Raw genomic sequence first — 16811 nt, forward strand, 5'->3', positions numbered from 1 at the left:
CGTGGCAGAGCGGGTCCTGGTCACCGGGGGTGCGGGCTATATCGGCTCGCATGCCTGCAAGGTCTTGCGCGCGGCGGGCTTTGTGCCCGTCACCTATGACAATCTCTGCACCGGCTGGCGCGAGGCGGTGAAATTCGGCCCCTTCGAACAGGGCGACCTGCTGGACCGGGCGCGGCTTGATCAGGTCCTGGCCCGGCACCGGCCGGTGGCGGTGATGCATTTCGCCGCCCTGAGCCAGGTCGGCGAGGCCATGCGCGAGCCGGGGAAATACTGGCGCGGCAATGTCTGCGCCTCGCTCAACCTGATCGAGGCCACATTGGCCGCCGGGGTGCGAAACTTCGTGTTTTCCTCGACCTGCGCCACCTACGGCGACCATGACGGCGTGGTGCTGGACGAGGCGACCCCGCAGCAGCCGCTGAACGCCTATGGTGCCTCCAAGCGCGCCATCGAGGACATGCTGAAGGATTTCGGCGCCTCGGACGGGCTCAGCTCGGTCATCTTCCGCTATTTCAACGTCGCCGGCGCCGATCCCGAGGCCGAGGTCGGCGAGTTCCACCAGCCCGAGACGCATCTGGTGCCGCTGATCCTGGATGCCATCGACGGCCGGCGCCCGGCCCTGACCATCCACGGCAGCGACTATCCGACGCCGGACGGCACCTGCATCCGCGACTATGTCCATGTCATGGACCTGGTCGATGCGCATGTGCTCGGGCTGCGGCACCTGCTGGACGGCAAGGTGGCGCCCGGCGCGCAGGAGATATTTTGCCTCGGCACCGGCAACGGCTTTTCCGTGCGCGCGGTGATCGAGCATTCGCGCCATGTCACCAATCGCGCCGTGCCGCTGAACGAAGGGCCGCGCCGGGCGGGCGATGCCGTCAAGCTGGTCTCGGGCAGCGAGAAGGCCGCGGCGGTGCTGGGCTGGCAGCCGCAGCGCTCGACCCTGCCGCAGATGATCGGCGATGCCTGGCGCTGGCACCAGACCGGCGGATATGCGGGCTGAGCCGGAGATCCTGCTGGATGTGTCGCGGCTGGTGTCGCGGCTGGGCGGCGGGCCGGCCACCGGCATCGACCGGGTCGAGGCGGAATGGCTGGCGCATCTGCAGGGCCGGCCGCATCTGCTGCTGTGCCGGGTGCGGCGCGGGCAATTGCTGCTGCCGCCCGAGGCCGGGGCCGCCATTCTGCGCTGGCTGGCCGGGCGGCTGGAGGACCTGCCGCCGCCCGAACTGCTGGACCGCCTGCGCGGCCGGCGCAGCCTGCCGGCGCGCGCCGAGACCTTGTTGCGGCGCATGGCGCTGCTGGCCTGCGGCCGCGACGGCGCCGGCATCGGGTCCGAGGCGGCGCGGCGGCTGGGCGGCGGCGCCTATCTGAACGTGGGCCACGCCAATCTGGCGCCACGCCTGCTGCAAAACCTGCGCCCGCTGCGGCTTGCGGTGCTGATCCATGACACCATCCCGCTGGACCACCCGGAATTCACCCGCGCCGGGCAGTCGCAGAAATTCCGCGACCGGCTGCATGCGGCCCTGGCGCGGGCGGACCTGATCCTTGCGGTCTCGCAGGCGACACAGGCCGATCTGCTGCGCTGGCGCGAGCGGCTGGGCCTGGGCGCGCGCGCCCCGATCCTGGTGGCGCCGATCGGCACCCGGCTGGCGGCGCCGCAACCGGGCGACCTGCCGGCGGGGCTGGACATCAATCGCCCGTTCTTCGTCACCCTGGGCACGATCGAGCCGCGCAAGAACCATGCGCTGCTGCTGGAAGTCTGGCGCGTCCTGGCCGCCGATCTCGAGCCGCCGCAGCTGTTTGTCATCGGTCGCCGCGGCTGGGACAATCACGCGGTGCTGGCGCGGCTGGACGCGCTGCCGGCGGAGGGGCCGGTGCGGGAACTCTCGGGGCTTGGCGACGGCGCGGTGGCGGCGCTGCTGCTGCGCAGCCACGGGCTGCTGATGCCCAGCCGCGCCGAGGGTTTCGGCCTGCCGCTGACCGAGGCTGCCGGCCGCGGCATCCCGGTGCTGACCTGCCCGCTGCCCTCGGCGCGCGAGATCCTTGGCGATCATGCAAATTACCTGCCGCCCGACGCGCCGGCGGCCTGGATCGCCCGCATCCGCCAGCTTGCCGCCGCGGTGCCGCTGCGCCTGCCGCCGCTGCCGGTGCAGGGGTGGGATTCGCATTTCGCGCGAGTAGAATCGGCGCTGAATAACGCATTGCGCGAAGCGGACCCGGCCGCCATGTCAGACCACAGCAATTGAGCCAGTCCCGTGCCGCGTCTCTTTGCCTCATTCCGCCGCAAGCTTGGCCTTCGTACCCGCCGGCAGTCGCTGCTTTTGCGTGCGATCCGCAGCCGCCGCCAGCTGCAGCCGGTGGCCGACCGCACCCGCGACATCGGCCGCGGCGACATCTTGCTGTTCATGACCCTGCGCAACGAGGCGCCGCGCCTGCCCTGGTTTCTGGACTACTACAGGCGCCTGGGCATCGGGCATTTCCTGGTGGTGGACAACGGCTCGCAGGATGGCGGGCGCGAATATCTTGCGGCGCAGAAAGATGTCTCGCTGTGGCTGACCCATGCCGGCTACCGGCAGGCGCGCTTCGGCATGGACTGGCTGAACGGGCTGCTGCGCCGCCATGGCAGCGGCCATTGGTGCCTGACCGTCGATCCCGACGAATTCCTTGTCTATCCGCATCACGACACCCGGCCGCTGCAGGCGCTGACCGACTGGCTTGAGGCCAGCAGCCTGCGCTCGCTCTCGGCGATGCTGCTCGACATGTATCCCAAGGGCGCGCTGACGGCGCAGCCCTGCCGTCCCGGCGAGGATCCGTTCCGCATCGCGCGCTGGTTCGACCCGGCCAATTACGCCATCCGCAAGAACGGCGAATATGGCAATCTGTGGATCCAGGGCGGCCCGCGCCAGCGCGCCTTCTTTGCCGAGACGCCGGAACAGGGCCCGGCACTGAACAAGATCCCGCTGGTGCGCTGGCAACGCTGGTATGTCTATGTCAGCTCGACGCATATGCTGCTGCCGCGCTCGCTGAACCTCGTCTATGACGAGACCGGCGGCGAAAAGGCCGCGGGCTGCCTGCTGCATGCAAAATTCCTGTCCACATTTGCCGCCAAGGCGGCCGAGGAATTGCAGCGCGGCCAGCATTACGCCGACAGCCAGGAATACCGCGCCTATCACGCGGGCCTGCAGCAGGAGACGGATTTCTGGTGCGAACATTCCTGCGAGCTGCGCGACTGGCGCCAGCTTGAGGAACTGGGGCTGATCGCCCGGGGCAGCTGGGCATGACGGGCGCGGTCAGGCTGGGGGTGATCATGCTGTGCCACGACGAGCCGCAGATCGCCACGCGCATGGCGCGGGTCTGGGCCGAGGGCGCGGAGGCGGTGGCGATCCATGTCGATGTCCGGGTCGAAGCCGCCACCCTGGCCCGGATGGGCCGCGACCTGGGCGAGCGGCCGGATGTGCTGTTCAGCCCGCGCCACGCCTGCGAATGGGGCCGCTTCAGCCTGGTGCGCGCCACGCAAGAGGCCGCAGAGCTGCTTTTGCGGCGCTGTCCCGAGCTGACCCATGTCATCCTGGTTTCGGGCGCCTGCCTGCCGTTGCGGCCGGTATCCGATCTTTGCGCCTATCTGGCGCGGCATCCGCGGCGCGACTTCATCGAAAGCGTCACCGCCGCCGATGTCGGCTGGACGGTGGGCGGGCTGAACGAGGAACGCTTTACCCTGCGCTTTCCCTTCTCGTTCCGGCGCCAGCGCAAGCTGTTCGACCGCTATGTGGATCTGCAGCGCCGGCTGCGGCTGCAGCGCCGCATCCCGCAGGGGCTGGTGCCGCATCTGGGTTCGCAATGGTGGTGCCTGACGCGGGCCACGCTCGCCGCCATCCTGACCGATCCGCGCCGGCCTGAATTCGACCGCTATTTCAGCCATGTCTGGATCCCCGACGAAAGTTATTTCCAGACCCTGGCGCGGCGGCATTCGCAGGGCATCGAAAGCCGGTCGCTGACGCTGGCGCGGTTCGACGACCAGGGCAAGCCGCATGTCTTTTACGACGACCACCTCGAGATGCTGCGGCAGTCGCGCTGCTTTGTCGCGCGCAAGATCTGGCGCGGCGCGTCCGGGCTTTACCGGCATTTCCCCCTGACCAGGCCGGATGACCCCCCGGACGCCGAGCCGCGCCCCGAACGGCTGCTGCATCACGCCGACCGCGCCGTGCACCGGCGCCGCTTTGGCCGGCCGGGGTTCTTCACCCAAAGCTGCTTTCCGGCGAAGGACCGCGAGAACGGCAAGACCGCGGCGCCCTATGCGGTGCTGCAGGGCTTTGCCGAACTTTTCCCCGATTTCGAGCCCTGGCTGGCGGGGCGCGTCGACGCCGATGTGCATGGCCATCTGTTTGACCTGCAGCGCGTCGAATTCGCCGGCCGCGGCCGGGTCGGGCCCGGCGGCCTCTCGGACAGCGCGGCGTTGCGCGATCTGGACCCGCGCGGCTTTCTGGCCAGCCTGGTGCGCATCACCCCGCGCCTGCAGGTCTGGCAGCACAGCCCGCGCGACCGTCAGGACCTGGAATGGTTCGCCGCCACCGATGCCAATGCGCGCATCTTTGTCGTCACCGGCGCCTGGGCGGTGCCGCTGCTGCATTCCGGCATGCCCTTCGACGACATCCGCCGCATGGCCGCGCATCTGCAATGGGTCGAGCTGCGCCAGATCGAGGTGCTGAAATCGGTCTGGCTGCGGGCGCGCGCCCAGATCTGGGACCTGGCGGATTTCTGCGCCCGTCCGGCTGGTGTGCTGGGCGCGGTGCTGCGCGGGCTGGGTGGCGACGCGCAGGCGGCCTCGGACCTGCCGGCGATGCGCCCGGTCGGCGACATGGGGCGCTTTTTGCAGGAGCTGCGCAATGCCGGGCTGCGCCCGCAACTGATGGGGGATTTCCCCGCAACCGAACCGGCCGCGACCGCAGCGCAAGGACGAATGCCATGAACCAGCCCTTTCGCAGCTTTGTCATCTTTGCCGAGATGCGCACCGGCTCGAACCTGCTCGAGGCGACGCTGAACTCGGTCAAGCGCGTCACCTGTTTTGGCGAGGCCTTCAACCCCTACATGATGGGCTGGCCGGACAAGGACGCGATCCGCGGCGTCACCCGGGCCGAGCGCGACGCCGAGCCGCTCCGGCTGCTGGCGGCGATCCGTGACAAGCCCGGGCATCTGTCGGGGTTTCGCTATTTCCACGACCACGACCCGCGGGTGCTGGACGCGATCCTGGACGACCGCGGCTGCGCCAAGATCGTGTTGACGCGCAACCCGGTCGAGAGCCATGTCTCGACCGCGCTGGCGCGCGCCACCAACCAGTGGAAGCTGAACGCCTCGGAAACCCCGATCCCGGCCCGCGTGCATTTCGACGCCGCCGAGTTCCGCGAGGTCAGCGCCGCCATCGGTGCCTTCCGGCAAAAGCTGCACCACCGGCTGCAGGGCTCGGGGCAGTCGGCCTTCTGGCTGGATTATGAGGATCTGCGCGACGCCGCGGTGATGACCGGGCTGCTGCACTGGCTGGGGCGCGAGGACATCCGGGATCTGCAGCCCGCCGGCGACCAGGTGCCGCAAAACCCCGGCGAACTGGCACAGAAGGTGACCAATTTCGACGAGATGCAGACGGAACTGGCGCGGCTCGACCCGTTCATGCTGCGCCGGATCCCGAATTTCGAGCCCCGCCGCGGCCCCGCCGTGCCCGGCTTTCTGGCCGGCGCGGCCGGACGCGGGCTGGTGTTCATGCCGGTCCGTGGCGGGCCAGGCGCCGGGGTGCGCGGCTGGCTTGCCGCCATGGGCGCGGTCACGGGCGATTTCACCCAAAACAGCCTGCGCCAGTGGAAACGCGACCACGCCGGCCACCGCAGCTTTACCGTGCTGCGCCATCCGCTGTTGCGGGCCTGGACCGCCTTCGAGGCGCTGCTGCGCGGATCGAAGGCCGAGCTGCGCGCGCTGCTGCGCGAGGCCCACCGCCTGCCGCTGCCGCCGGATGCGGAACTGGCCGGGCTGGACGATCAGCGCCAGGCCGAGCTTTTCGAGGCCTTCCTTGGCTTTCTGCAGCGCAACCTGAACGGCCAGACCGGACTGCCGACGCAGCCCGGCTGGGCCAGCCAGTCCGAGGTCCTGGCGGGTTTCGCGCGCGTCTGCGCCCCCGACATGGTGCTGCGCGAGGCCGATCTGGCCCGCGATCTGGGCTGGCTGGCCGCCAGCGCCGGTATCGAGGCGCCGGCCGCGGCGCCCACGCCTGTCTGTTGGCCCGGGTTTCTGGACGACCAGGCGCTGCGTGCGGCAGCGCGGCGGGCCTATCTGCGCGATTATGTCTCTTTCGGCTTTGCCGGCCGGCCCTAGCCCTGCGGCGTCATCGCCTTGCGCTGGCGGCTGCGTTCGATCCCCAGCTGCCGCTCGCGCCAGATGATCAGCATGCCGGCGGCGATGACCAGCGCCGCGCCGACCAGCATGGTTGCGGTCGGCGCCTCGTCGAAGGCGAACCAGCCGATCGCCAGCGCCAGCAGCATCGAGACATATTCGAAAGGCGCCACCAGCGAGGCATCGGCATGGCGATAGGCAGTGGTCAGCAGGATCTGCGCAAATCCGCCCAGAAGCCCGATGCTGACCAGCAGCGCCAGGTTGCGCGCATCCGGCAGCACCCAGCCGAAGGGCAGGGTCAAGAGCCCCAGCACCGTCGAGGTGACGGAAAACCAGAACACGATGGCCGCGGTCTGTTCCTGCTGCACCAGCTGGCGCACGAAGATCTGCGCCAGCGCCGCGCAGGCCGCCCCGGCCAGGGTGACCACGGCGCCAAGGCTTTCGCGCAGCCCGGCATCCGCGCCGACGCTGAGCCGCGGCGCCAGCACCACGGTTACGCCCAGCAGCCCCAGCACGACCATGGAGAGCCGGAACAGCCGCACCTCTTCATGCAGGAACATGGCGGCAAAGATCACCGTCAGCAGCGGCGCGGCATAGCCCAGCGCGGTGACCTCGGGAAAGGGCAGCAGCGCCAGCCCCCAGAACCCCAGCGCCATGGCGGCGCTGCCCAGGATGCCGCGATAGAAATGCCCCATCGGGTTCAGTGTCCTCAGCCCCACGCCCAGTTCGCGCCGCCAGGCCAGCCAGAAAAGGATCACCGGAATCGCGAACAGCGAGCGGAAGAACACCTGCTGCCCCGGCGGCACCGCCTGCCCGCCCTCGGCCGTGGCCTTGACCAGCGCCGCCATGACCGTGAACACCAGCACGCTGAGGCATTTCAGCGCGATGCCGCGCAGCGGCCCCTGCGGCGCGCTCATGCCAGCCGCCCGCAGGCCCATTGCGCGGCATCGGCCACCGCCGGGTCGGGATCCGCGCACAGCGCCTCGGCCAGCGGCCGCAATTCGGCGCGGCCGGAATTGCCGATGGCGTAAAGCACGTTGCGCACCATGCGGTCGCGGCCGATGCGCTTGATCGGGCTGCCGGAAAAGCGCGCGCGAAAGCCGGCGTCGTCGAGCTGCGCCAGTTCCGCCAGCGCCGGCAGGCCATGCGGGCCGCGATAGCGCATCTCGGTCGCGGCGCGGGCGAACTTGTTCCACGGGCAGACCGCAAGGCAGTCGTCGCAGCCATAGATGCGGTTGCCCAGCATGGGGCGCAGTTCGGGATCGACCGGGCCCCTGTGCTCGATGGTCAGATAGGCGATGCAGCGCCGCGCATCCAGCTGGAAGGGCGCCGGGAAGGCCCCGGTCGGACAGGCGTCCAGACAGGCCCGGCACGAGCCGCAGCGTTCCTGTTCCGGCGCGTCCTTCGGCAGGTCCAGGGTGGTAAAGATCGCGCCCAGAAAGAACCAGCAGCCCAGATCGCGCGACAGCACCACCGTATGCTTGCCCTGCCAGCCCAGGCCCGCCGCCTGCGCCAGCGGCTTTTCCATCACCGGCGCGGTATCGACGAACACCTTGATCTCGCAGCCGGTCTGCGCCACCAGCCAGCCGCCCAGCCGCTTGAGCCGCTTCTTGACGACATCGTGATAGTCCTTGCCATGCGCATAGGCGCTGACCGCGCCGCGATCGGGCTGGGCCAGGGCCGCAAGCGGGTCGTGTTCGGGGGTAAAGAGCTCGGCCAGCATGATGACCGAACGCGCCTCGGGCCAGAGCGTGCCGGGCGAGGCGCGCCAATGTGTCCGCTCGGCCATCCAGTGCATCTGGCCGTGGCGGCCGGCGTCCAGCCATTCCGCCAGCTGCGCGGGCAGTTGCGGATTGGCGTCCGGCGCGCAGATGCCCATGGCCGAAAAGCCCTCGGCGATCGCCCGTTCCTGCAGACTTGCGCGAATCTCGTCGGGGTCAGAAATCAAGGGGGTCAGAAATCAAGCAGCGCATAATGCGGCGCCGGATGCACCCCCGGCAGATGGTCGGCCAGCAGGCTGCGGAAGGCCGGGCGCGACTTGATCTTGGCATACCATTCCTGGACCTCGCTCGAATGCGTCCAGTCCACGTCCGAGATGTAGTCGAGGCAGGACAGATGCGCCGCGGCGGTGAAATCCGCCAGCGTCATCACGTCGCCCGCCAGCCAGCGGCGCTGTTCCAGCAGCGCCCTCATGTAGTCGAGGTGATAGCGGATTGCGGAAAGCCCGGCCTTGACGGTGCGCGAATCCGGGTGGCCCAGGCGCATGACCTTCTTCCAGACCCGCTCGTTCATCACCGGGCGCGTGACCTCGGCATTGAACTTGTCGTCGAACCAGGCGCACAGCCGGCGCACCTCGAAACGGTCGATCGCCTGGCGCGGCATCAGCGGCGGCTGCGGCTGCACCTCGTCCAGATATTCGCAGATCGCCTGGCTTTCCGCCAGCAGCCGGCCGTCCATGCGCAGCACCGGCAACTTGCCCGCCGGGTTGCGGCGCAGGATCTCGGAGCCCGGCTCCCAGAAGCGGTCCTCGACCAGCTCGACCTCGATGCGTTTTTCCGCCAGCGCCAGCCGCACCTTGCGGCAGAAGGGCGACAGCGGGACATGGTAGAGGCGGATGGTCGAATTCGAGGCAGGATTGTTCATGCGGGAAAAACCGGTTCTGGCGCAGTCAGCAGTTGATACGCCGCGGCCGTCCGGGTTTCAACCGCCATGGCGGTTCAGCGCGCCAGCACCAGGCAGGAATCGCGGCCGTCGGCGCGGATGGTCTCGGCACCGCTGACGATGGCGCGGGTCCGCGCCGAGCCGGTCTGCGGATTGCGCGTCTTGGGCGAAGGCAGGATCGAGGCCAGCGCCGCCGCCTGGCGCAGGCTCAGCTTGTCGGGGGTGGTGTCGAAGTAATATTGCGCCGCCGCATGCACGCCAAAGACGCCGCGGCCGAATTCGGCCAGGTTCAGATAGACCTCGATGATGCGCCGCTTGGACCACAGCGCCTCGATCATCGGCGTGTAGACGGTCTCGATCAGCTTGCGCGGCCAGCCGCCGCCCTGCCACAGGAACACGTTCTTGGCGGTCTGCTGGCTGATGGTCGAGGCGCCGCGCGAGGACCCCGAGGCGATGACCTTGCGAATCTCGGACATGTCGAAACCCCAGTGGCTGCAGAAATTCGCGTCCTCGGCCGCGACCACGGCGCGCACCACATGCGGCGAGATTCCGTCCAGATCGACCCATTGCCGGTCCTTGCCGGGATACTGGCGCTGGCCCTCGATGATGGTCCAGCTGGTCGGCGGGTTGATGAAGGAAAACAGGAACACCAGCACGAACATCAAGGCCAGCAGCCGCAGCCCGATCCAGCGCGTCCAGCCCCAGAGCCACAGCCCGGCGCGCGCCGGCAGCCGCCGGTGCGTGCCGGGCGGCGGCTCAGGTACCTCGATCGGCGCCTCGGGGTCGGGGATGCGGCGGGGCATGGTCGCGTCCTGTCACGACCATGCCGGCTGCGTCAAGCGCCTGCGCGGCAAGGCGCGCATGCCGTTCAGGCCTGGGGTGCGGCGGTCGCGGCATCCGCCTCGGGCATGCCAAGGGCGCTGCCCAGCTTGCCACCGGCAAAGGCGTCGCGCAGCCGCGCCTCGTCGGCGTCCGAAAGCGAGGTCTGCAGCACGCGGCCCTTGATCCCCGAGCCCTCGATGCGCGCCAGCACCTTGTCGGCCGAGACCTGGCGGATCAGGATGCACACCGCCGAGCCGCCCGGCGGAATGGAATTGCCCAGATCGCGCATGAAATTGTCGTTGATGCCGATGTCCGAGAAACGGCCGGCCAGCGCCCCCGAGGCCGCGCCCACCGCGGCACCCAGCAGCGGATTGAGAAAGATCAGCCCGACCAGTGTGCCCCAGAAACCGCCGCTGACCGCGCCGGCGGCGGTCAGGTTCACTGCCTGGTGCAGCTTGATGCCATCGGCCGTGGGACGGGTGACGACCACCGCATCATCCATCTGGATCAGATATTCCTTCTGCATCTTGACCAGTTCGGTGCGCAGCTCGAAGCCGGTGGCCTCGTCGTCGAAGGCGATGACAAGCAGGTTGGACATGAGAACTCCTCTCGTTTTGCGAAGCGATGCCCCGCGCCCTGGCCATATCGGGCCGCAGGGCAGGGGGATCGCGGGCCAAGATGTAGTCGATGGCCCGGCGCCGCGCAACATCGTGCCGGCGCGCGGGCCGCATGCGCCTTGCGCGGCCTTGACCTCGGGGCCGGGCTGCCGCAAAGCTGTCGGCCGGCCGGGCCCGTAGCTCAATGGTCAGAGCAGGGCGCTCATAACGCCTTGGTTGGGGGTTCAAGTCCCTCCGGGCCTACCAGCCGTCCCCATGCGCGCCCCGGCCCATGCGCGCCCCGGCCCCTGTCGGCAGGATGGCGGCGGCCGCGGTCAACCGCGACCGCCTGCGGCTGTCAGGCGCGCAGCGTGCCGCCGGTGGCCTTGGCGACCTTGTCGACGATGCGGGCGCTGACCGCCTCGATCTCGGCATCGGTCAGGGTCTTGTCGCGCGGCTGCAACCGCGCGGTGATGGCGATCGACTTGCGCCCGCCCTCGAGCCCGGTGAACTGGTCAAAGACCGTCACCCGCTCGATCAGCGCCTTGTCGGCGCCCATGGCGGCATTGACCAGCGCCATGGCCTCGACCTGCTGATCGACGACAAAGGCGAAATCGCGCTCGACCGCCTGCAGGTCCGACAGCAGCAGCGCCGGGCGCGAGGGCGTGCGGACCTTGGGCAGGGGCACGGCGGCGATGCGGATGGTCAGCGCCACGGCCGTGCCCTTGATGCCGAAATGACGCAGCACACGCGGGTGGATCTCGCCAAAACTGGCCAGGGCGTTCGGCCCCAGGGCGATATTGCCCGCCCGGCCCGGATGCCACCAGCCGGCCAGCTTGCGGTTGATCTGGGTCCGGGCCGGGGCGCCGATCACCTGCAGGATCGCCTCGGCATCGGCGCGGGCGTCATAGATGTCCACCTTGCGGCGCGAGGCGAAGGGATCGCGCGGCGCAATGTTTCCCACGAGGATCGCGCTCAGGTGCAGGTCCTGCTCGCCCGGCTCGCCGCCGGAAAACACCGGGCCGCATTCGAACAGCGCCAGATCCATGAAGCCGCGCGCCTGGTTGCGCGCCGCCGCCGCCAGCAGCCCGGACAGCAGGTCGGGGCGCATATGCGTCATCTCGCTGCTGATCGGGTTCTCGACCCGCACGGCATCCGAGCCGCCGCCGAACAGCGCCGCCGCCGCCGCATCGATGAAGCTGTAGGTGACGCATTCGTTGTAGCCAAGGCTTGCCGCCATGCGCCGCGCCGCCTTCTCGCGCTGCTGCAGGGGGGTCAGCACCGGCTGCGGCACCCCGGGCTGCGGGCGCGGCAGCGGCTGGCCCTGCAGCCGGGTCAGCGATTCGATGCGGGCGATCTCCTCGACCAGATCGGCGCTGCCCTGCACGTCTGGGCGCCAGCTGGGCACGAAGGCCCGATCGCCCTCGAGCCGGAAGCCGAGCGCCTCGAGCGTGGCGCGCTGCCGCGCCTCGGGGATCTCCATGCCGACGAGGCTGGCGATGCGCGCGGGCTCCAGTTGGTAGCTGCGCGTGCTGTCGGGGACGGCGCCGGCGGTGACCAGTTCCGACGGCTCGCCGCCGCACAGGTCAAGGATCATCCGCACGGCCATGTCCAGCCCGGTCAGGGTGAAGGCCGGGTCGGCGCCGCGCTCGAAGCGGTAGCGGGCATCCGAATGGATCTTCAGCGCCCGCCCGGCCGCGGCGATGGCGATCGGGTCCCAATAGGCGCTTTCCAGAAACACGTTCACCGTGTCGTCCGAGGACCCGGAATGTTCGCCGCCCATGATTCCGGCGATGCTTTCGGGGCCGTTCTCGTCGGCAATGATCATGGTGCCGGCGGGGAAGGCATAGGTCCTGCCGTCCAGCGCCAGCAGCTCCTCGCCAGGCGTCGAGGCGCGCACCACCAGATCGCCCTTGACCTTGTCGGCGTCAAAGACGTGCAGCGGCCGGTTCAGGTCATGGGTGAACAGGTTGGTGATGTCGACCAGGGCATTGATCGGGCGCAGGCCGATGGCGGTCAGGCGCTTTTGCAGCCAGTCGGGAGAGGGGCCGTTGCGCAGGCCGCGGATCAGCCGGCCGGCAAAGAACGGCGCCTTGCCGGCCATCTCGGGGGTGATCGTCACCTTGATGGGCGAGGCGAAGCCGCCGGCGATCTCGGCGGTCTTCAGCGGCCGCAGCAGGCCCAGGCCGCGCGCCGCCAGGTCGCGGGCGATGCCATGCACCCCCAGCGCATCCGGGCGGTTGGGGGTGATCTTGATTTCGATCACCGGGTCCACGGTCTCGGGGCGCTCGCTGGCCAGCCAGTCGACAAAGCGCTGGCCGATCTCGCCCGAGGGCAGCTCGATGATGCCGTCGTGTTCGTCCGACAGTTCCAGCTCGCGTTCCGAGGCCATCATGCCGTGGCTTTCCACGCCGCGAATCCTGCCCACGCCCAGGGTCACGTCGATGCCGGGGACATAGTCGCCGGGCTTGGCCAGCACCACGGTGATGCCGGCGCGGGCGTTGGGGGCGCCGCAGACGATCTGCTTCTCGCCCTCGTCGGTCAGCACCTTGCAGACACGCAGCCGGTCGGCGTCGGGATGGGGCACCGCCTCGAGCACGCGGGCAAGGGTGAAGGGCGCCAGCCGTGTCGTCGGGTCGCGCACCTCCTCGACCTCGAGGCCGAGATCGGTCAGCGCCTCGGTGATCTCGGTGAGCGTGGCGGTGGTGTCGAGATGCTCCTTGAGCCAGGAGAGGGTGAATTTCATGCGGGCCGCTCCGTCAGTTTGCCGCTGCTCTAACCCATGGCGCGGCGGAATGGTAGGGTCGGGACAGGGGGTGCGGCGCGGGAATGCAAAAGGCCCGGACGTTCCCGCCCGGGCCTTTGGAACTGAGTGGTGAGCCCGACAGGATTCGAACCTGTGACCCACTGATTAAAAGTCAGTTGCTCTACCGACTGAGCTACGGGCCCATCTCACGGGGGGCTAACTAGGATCAGCCGCCAACAGGGTCAAGCGGAAAAATCGCCGCCTCTGGCAGAATCTTTCCGGCAGGCGTATGTGGGCGGGATGGAACATTCGCAAGACCCCGGCCTGCCGTTCATGAAGATGCACGGGCTTGGCAATGATTTCGTGGTTCTCGACCGGCGCGGCAGCGGCGAGCTGCCCGCGCCCGCCACCGTCGCCGCCATGGCCGACCGCCATCGCGGCATCGGTTTCGACCAGCTTGCCGTCATCCTGCCCGGCGAGAATGCCGATGCGCGGCTGGTGTTTTTCAACGCCGACGGCTCGTTCTCGGCCGCCTGTGGCAATGCCACGCGCTGTGTCGCGCGGCATCTGATGGACGCGGGCGGCGCCACCAGCCTGCGGCTGGCCACCGACCATGCCGTGCTGCTGGCCGAGGATGCCGGCGCCGGGCTGACGCGCGTCAACATGGGCGCGCCGGTGCTGGACTGGGCGGCGATCCCGCTGGCCGCGGATGTGGACCTGCTGCATCTGCCGATCGCCGGCGATCCGGTCGCCACCGGCATGGGCAATCCGCACATGACCTTCTTTGTCCCCGACGCGGCGGCGGTCGCGCTTGAGCGCCTGGGCCCCGAGTTCGAGCACCACCCGCTTTACCCGCAGCGCAGCAATGTGGAATTCGTGCAGGTGCTCAGCGACTCCGAGATCGTCCTGCGCATCTGGGAACGCGGCACCGGCCCGACGCTGGCCTCGGGGTCGTGTTCCTGCGCCGCGGTGGTGGCGGCGGCGCGGCGCGGGCTGACCGGGCGGCGCGTGCGCGTCAACGTCCCCGGCGGCGTGCTGGAGATCGACTGGCGCGCGGACGGGGTCTGGATGACCGGCCCGACCGCCCATGTCTTCGACGGGGTCTGGCGCGGATGAGCGGGGCGATTCCTCCGGTGTTTTCCACCCTCGGCTGCCGGCTGAACGCCTATGAGACCGAGGCCATGCGCGAGATGGCCGCGGCCGCCGGGCTGCAGGGCGCGGTGGTGGTCAATACCTGCGCCGTCACCGCCGAGGCGGTGCGCAAGGCCAGGCAGGAGATCCGGCGCCTGGCGCGCGAAAACCCCGGCGCCCCGGTCATCGTCACCGGCTGCGCCGCCCAGACCGAACCCGAGACATTCGCCGCCATGGCCGAAGTGACCCGGGTGATCGGCAACCACGAAAAGATGCTGCCCGAGACCTGGGCCGGCTTGCAGGCCCGCGACCTGATCGGCGAGACGGAAAAGGTGCAGGTCGACGACATCATGTCGGTGCGCGAGACCGCCGGCCACCTGATCGACGGTTTCGGCCGCCATCGCGCCTATGTGCAGGTGCAGAACGGCTGCGACCACCGCTGCACCTTCTGCATCATCCCCTACGGCCGCGGCAATTCGCGTTCCGTCCCGGCCGGCGTGGTGGTCGAACAGATCAAGCGCCTGCGCGACCGCGGTTTCAACGAGGTGGTGCTGACCGGGGTCGATCTGACCTCATGGGGGGCGGATCTGCCGGGCGGCCCGCGGCTGGGCGATCTGGTCATGCGCATCCTGCGCTTGGTGCCCGACCTGCCGCGCCTGCGCATCAGCAGCATCGATTCGATCGAGGCGGACGAGAACCTGATGCTGGCCATCGCCAGCGAGCCGCGGCTGATGCCACATCTGCACCTGTCGCTGCAGGCTGGCGACGACATGATCCTGAAGCGCATGAAGCGCCGCCACCTGCGCGACGACGCCATCCGTTTCTGCGAGGAGGCGCGCCGGCTGCGCCCCGGCATCGTCTTTGGCGCCGACATCATCGCAGGTTTTCCGACCGAGACCGAGGCGATGTTTGAAAACAGCCTGAAACTGGTCGTGGATTGCGGCCTGACCTTCCTGCATGTGTTCCCCTATTCCGCGAGGAAGGGCACGCCCGCGGCGCGCATGCCGCGCCTGCCGGGGCCGGTGATCCGCGACCGCGCCGCCCGGCTGCGCGCGGCAGGCGAGGCGGCGCTCTTGCGCCATCTGGCGGGCGAGGTCGGCCAGGCCCGCATGGTGCTGACCGAAGGGCCGCGCCTTGGCCGCACCGAGCATTTCACCGAGGTGGCCTTCGCCCGCGACATGCCCGAGGGCGCGCTGGTCGAGACGGCCATTTCCGGCCATGACGGCCAGCGCCTGACCGCCTGAAACCCTGCGGCGCCGGTTCGCGCACTGCCGGTGGCATCGGCGCGCGAAGGCGGTTATGATCCGCCCGCTTCGGGCCGCCTGCCGTGCCCGGGGCCGAACCGCTGCAAGGAGACGCCTGCGTGACCGAGATCGAGAACATGTCCTTCGAGGAGGCGATGAAAGAGCTTGAGGCCACGGTCGGCAAGCTTGAGCATGGCGAGGCCACGCTCGAGGAATCGATCAAGCTTTACGAGCGTGGCGCGGCGCTGCGCGCGCATTGCGACAAGGTGCTGCGCGCCGCCGAGGAGCGGGTGGAAAAGATCACCCTGGCCGCGAACGGCCAGCCGGCCGGCGTCCAGCCGGTCGAGGGCCTGTGATGCAGACCCGTCTTGTGGATGTGCGGGCGCAGGTGCAGATCGCGCTCGAACAGGCCATGGCCGGCCTGCCCGAGGGCGACCTGGCCGACGCCATGCGCTATGCCTGCATCGGCGGCAAGCGCATCCGTGCCTTCCTGGTGATGGAATCGGCGCGGCTCTGCGGGCTGACGGATCGCGAATCGCTGCCCGTCGCCACCGCGGTCGAGGCGCTGCATGCCTATAGCCTGGTCCATGACGACCTGCCGGCGATGGATGACGACGATCTGCGCCGCGGCCTGCCCACCGTGCATGTGCAATGGTCCGAGGCCACGGCGATCCTGGCCGGGGACGCGCTGCAAAGCCTGGCCTTCGGTCTGCTGACCGATCCGAAGGTCGGCGCACCCGACGCCAGGCTGGCGCTGATCCGCGGGTTTTCCGACGCCATCGGCGCGCGCGGCATGGTCTGGGGCCAGGCGCTGGACATTGCCGCCGAAACCGCGGTCGAGCCGCTGGACATCGTCGCCGTCAAGCGCATGCAATCGGCCAAGACCGGGGCGCTGATCCAGTTCTCGGCCACCGCCGGGGCGATCATGGCCAATGAGGACGCGGCGGCGCTGGCGGAATACGCCCGCAACCTTGGCCTGGCCTTCCAGATCCAGGACGACATCCTCGACGTGATCGGCAACGAGGAGGAAATCGGCAAGCGCACGCACAAGGACGATGCCGCCAACAAGGCCACCTTCGTGTCGCTGCTGGGCCTTGAGGGCGCGCAGGACAAGGCCCGCAAGCTGGCGCGCAGCGCCGAGGCGGCGCTGGAGCCCTATGGCGAGGCCGCGGAAAACTTGCGCGAACTGGCGCGTTTCGTTATCGAGCGCGACGCCTGACCAGCCCGCCCGCAGAGAAG

15 protein-coding genes and 2 tRNA genes are annotated in these 16811 nt (G+C 69.4%); 10 read left to right on the forward strand and 7 right to left on the reverse strand.

Annotated features, from left to right (window positions below; translation table 11 throughout):
- Position 1 precedes the first annotated feature (1 nt).
- Genes galE through WMK75_RS06815 form a run of 5 tightly spaced genes read left to right on the forward strand, consistent with a single transcriptional unit; the run spans position 2 to position 6354 of the window.
- Positions 2 to 1000, forward strand: coding sequence for a UDP-glucose 4-epimerase GalE (galE, locus tag WMK75_RS06795; protein WP_347266914.1), 999 nt, complete (start codon positions 2 to 4; stop codon positions 998 to 1000).
- Complete coding sequence (locus WMK75_RS06800) at positions 990 to 2243, forward strand: glycosyltransferase family 1 protein (RefSeq protein WP_347266915.1); 1254 nt, start codon at positions 990 to 992, stop codon at positions 2241 to 2243. Before galE ends, WMK75_RS06800 begins: the two co-directional genes overlap by 11 nt.
- Positions 2244 to 2252: 9 nt before the next feature.
- Positions 2253 to 3278, forward strand: coding sequence for a glycosyltransferase family 2 protein (locus WMK75_RS06805; protein WP_347266916.1), 1026 nt, complete (start codon positions 2253 to 2255; stop codon positions 3276 to 3278).
- Positions 3275 to 4963 (forward strand): beta-1,6-N-acetylglucosaminyltransferase, encoded by a 1689-nt coding sequence (locus WMK75_RS06810; RefSeq protein ID WP_347266917.1) that lies wholly within the window; start codon positions 3275 to 3277, stop codon positions 4961 to 4963. The genes WMK75_RS06805 and WMK75_RS06810 overlap by 4 nt, the downstream gene beginning before the upstream one ends.
- The gene (locus tag WMK75_RS06815) at positions 4960 to 6354 is read left to right on the forward strand and encodes a hypothetical protein (protein ID WP_347266918.1); all 1395 of its coding nucleotides are present in this window, start codon (positions 4960 to 4962) and stop codon (positions 6352 to 6354) included. The genes WMK75_RS06810 and WMK75_RS06815 overlap by 4 nt, the downstream gene beginning before the upstream one ends.
- Here the strand turns inward: WMK75_RS06815 and WMK75_RS06820 are convergent.
- From WMK75_RS06820 to WMK75_RS06840, 5 genes are all read right to left on the reverse strand, one after another.
- Positions 6351 to 7289, reverse strand: a complete 939-nt coding sequence (locus WMK75_RS06820) for a DMT family transporter (protein ID WP_347266919.1) — start codon at positions 7287 to 7289, stop codon at positions 6351 to 6353. The two genes, WMK75_RS06815 and WMK75_RS06820, sit on opposite strands and share 4 nt — an antisense overlap.
- Complete coding sequence (gene queG, locus WMK75_RS06825) at positions 7286 to 8317, reverse strand: tRNA epoxyqueuosine(34) reductase QueG (protein WP_347266963.1); 1032 nt, start codon at positions 8315 to 8317, stop codon at positions 7286 to 7288. The genes WMK75_RS06820 and queG overlap by 4 nt, the downstream gene beginning before the upstream one ends.
- Positions 8318 to 8325: 8 nt before the next feature.
- On the reverse strand, positions 8326 to 9015 hold the full coding sequence (locus WMK75_RS06830) for a glutathione S-transferase family protein (RefSeq protein ID WP_347266920.1): 690 nt from the start codon (positions 9013 to 9015) through the stop codon (positions 8326 to 8328).
- Positions 9016 to 9089: 74 nt separating this feature from the next.
- Complete coding sequence (gene mtgA / locus WMK75_RS06835) at positions 9090 to 9836, reverse strand: monofunctional biosynthetic peptidoglycan transglycosylase (RefSeq protein WP_347266921.1); 747 nt, start codon at positions 9834 to 9836, stop codon at positions 9090 to 9092.
- A gap of 65 nt (positions 9837 to 9901) precedes the next feature.
- Complete coding sequence (locus WMK75_RS06840) at positions 9902 to 10453, reverse strand: DUF1269 domain-containing protein (protein WP_347266922.1); 552 nt, start codon at positions 10451 to 10453, stop codon at positions 9902 to 9904.
- 189 nt (positions 10454 to 10642) lie between these two features.
- Here WMK75_RS06840 and WMK75_RS06845 point away from each other — a divergent pair.
- A tRNA-Ile gene (locus tag WMK75_RS06845) sits at positions 10643 to 10718 on the forward strand.
- Between the two features lie 91 nt (positions 10719 to 10809).
- Here WMK75_RS06845 and pheT read toward each other — a convergent pair.
- Complete coding sequence (gene pheT, locus WMK75_RS06850) at positions 10810 to 13197, reverse strand: phenylalanine--tRNA ligase subunit beta (protein WP_347266923.1); 2388 nt, start codon at positions 13195 to 13197, stop codon at positions 10810 to 10812.
- 127 nt (positions 13198 to 13324) lie between these two features.
- Positions 13325 to 13400, reverse strand: a tRNA-Lys gene (locus tag WMK75_RS06855).
- Positions 13401 to 13497: 97 nt separating this feature from the next.
- On the opposite strand from WMK75_RS06855, the gene dapF reads away from it, so the two are divergent.
- From dapF to WMK75_RS06875, 4 genes are all read left to right on the forward strand, one after another.
- On the forward strand, positions 13498 to 14313 hold the full coding sequence (gene dapF, locus WMK75_RS06860; RefSeq protein ID WP_347266924.1) for a diaminopimelate epimerase: 816 nt from the start codon (positions 13498 to 13500) through the stop codon (positions 14311 to 14313).
- Entirely contained in the window at positions 14310 to 15572 is a 1263-nt protein-coding gene (mtaB, locus tag WMK75_RS06865; protein ID WP_347266925.1) for a tRNA (N(6)-L-threonylcarbamoyladenosine(37)-C(2))-methylthiotransferase MtaB, read from the forward strand. The genes dapF and mtaB overlap by 4 nt, the downstream gene beginning before the upstream one ends.
- A gap of 119 nt (positions 15573 to 15691) precedes the next feature.
- The gene (locus tag WMK75_RS06870) at positions 15692 to 15928 is read left to right on the forward strand and encodes an exodeoxyribonuclease VII small subunit (RefSeq protein WP_347266926.1); all 237 of its coding nucleotides are present in this window, start codon (positions 15692 to 15694) and stop codon (positions 15926 to 15928) included.
- Positions 15928 to 16791, forward strand: a complete 864-nt coding sequence (locus WMK75_RS06875) for a polyprenyl synthetase family protein (RefSeq protein WP_347266927.1) — start codon at positions 15928 to 15930, stop codon at positions 16789 to 16791. Before WMK75_RS06870 ends, WMK75_RS06875 begins: the two co-directional genes overlap by 1 nt.
- The last annotated feature ends 20 nt before the right edge of the window (positions 16792 to 16811 follow it).

Origin of the sequence: Paracoccus sp. (in: a-proteobacteria) (assembly GCF_039808215.1) — a bacterium.
Lineage (GTDB): Bacteria > Pseudomonadota > Alphaproteobacteria > Rhodobacterales > Rhodobacteraceae > Paracoccus.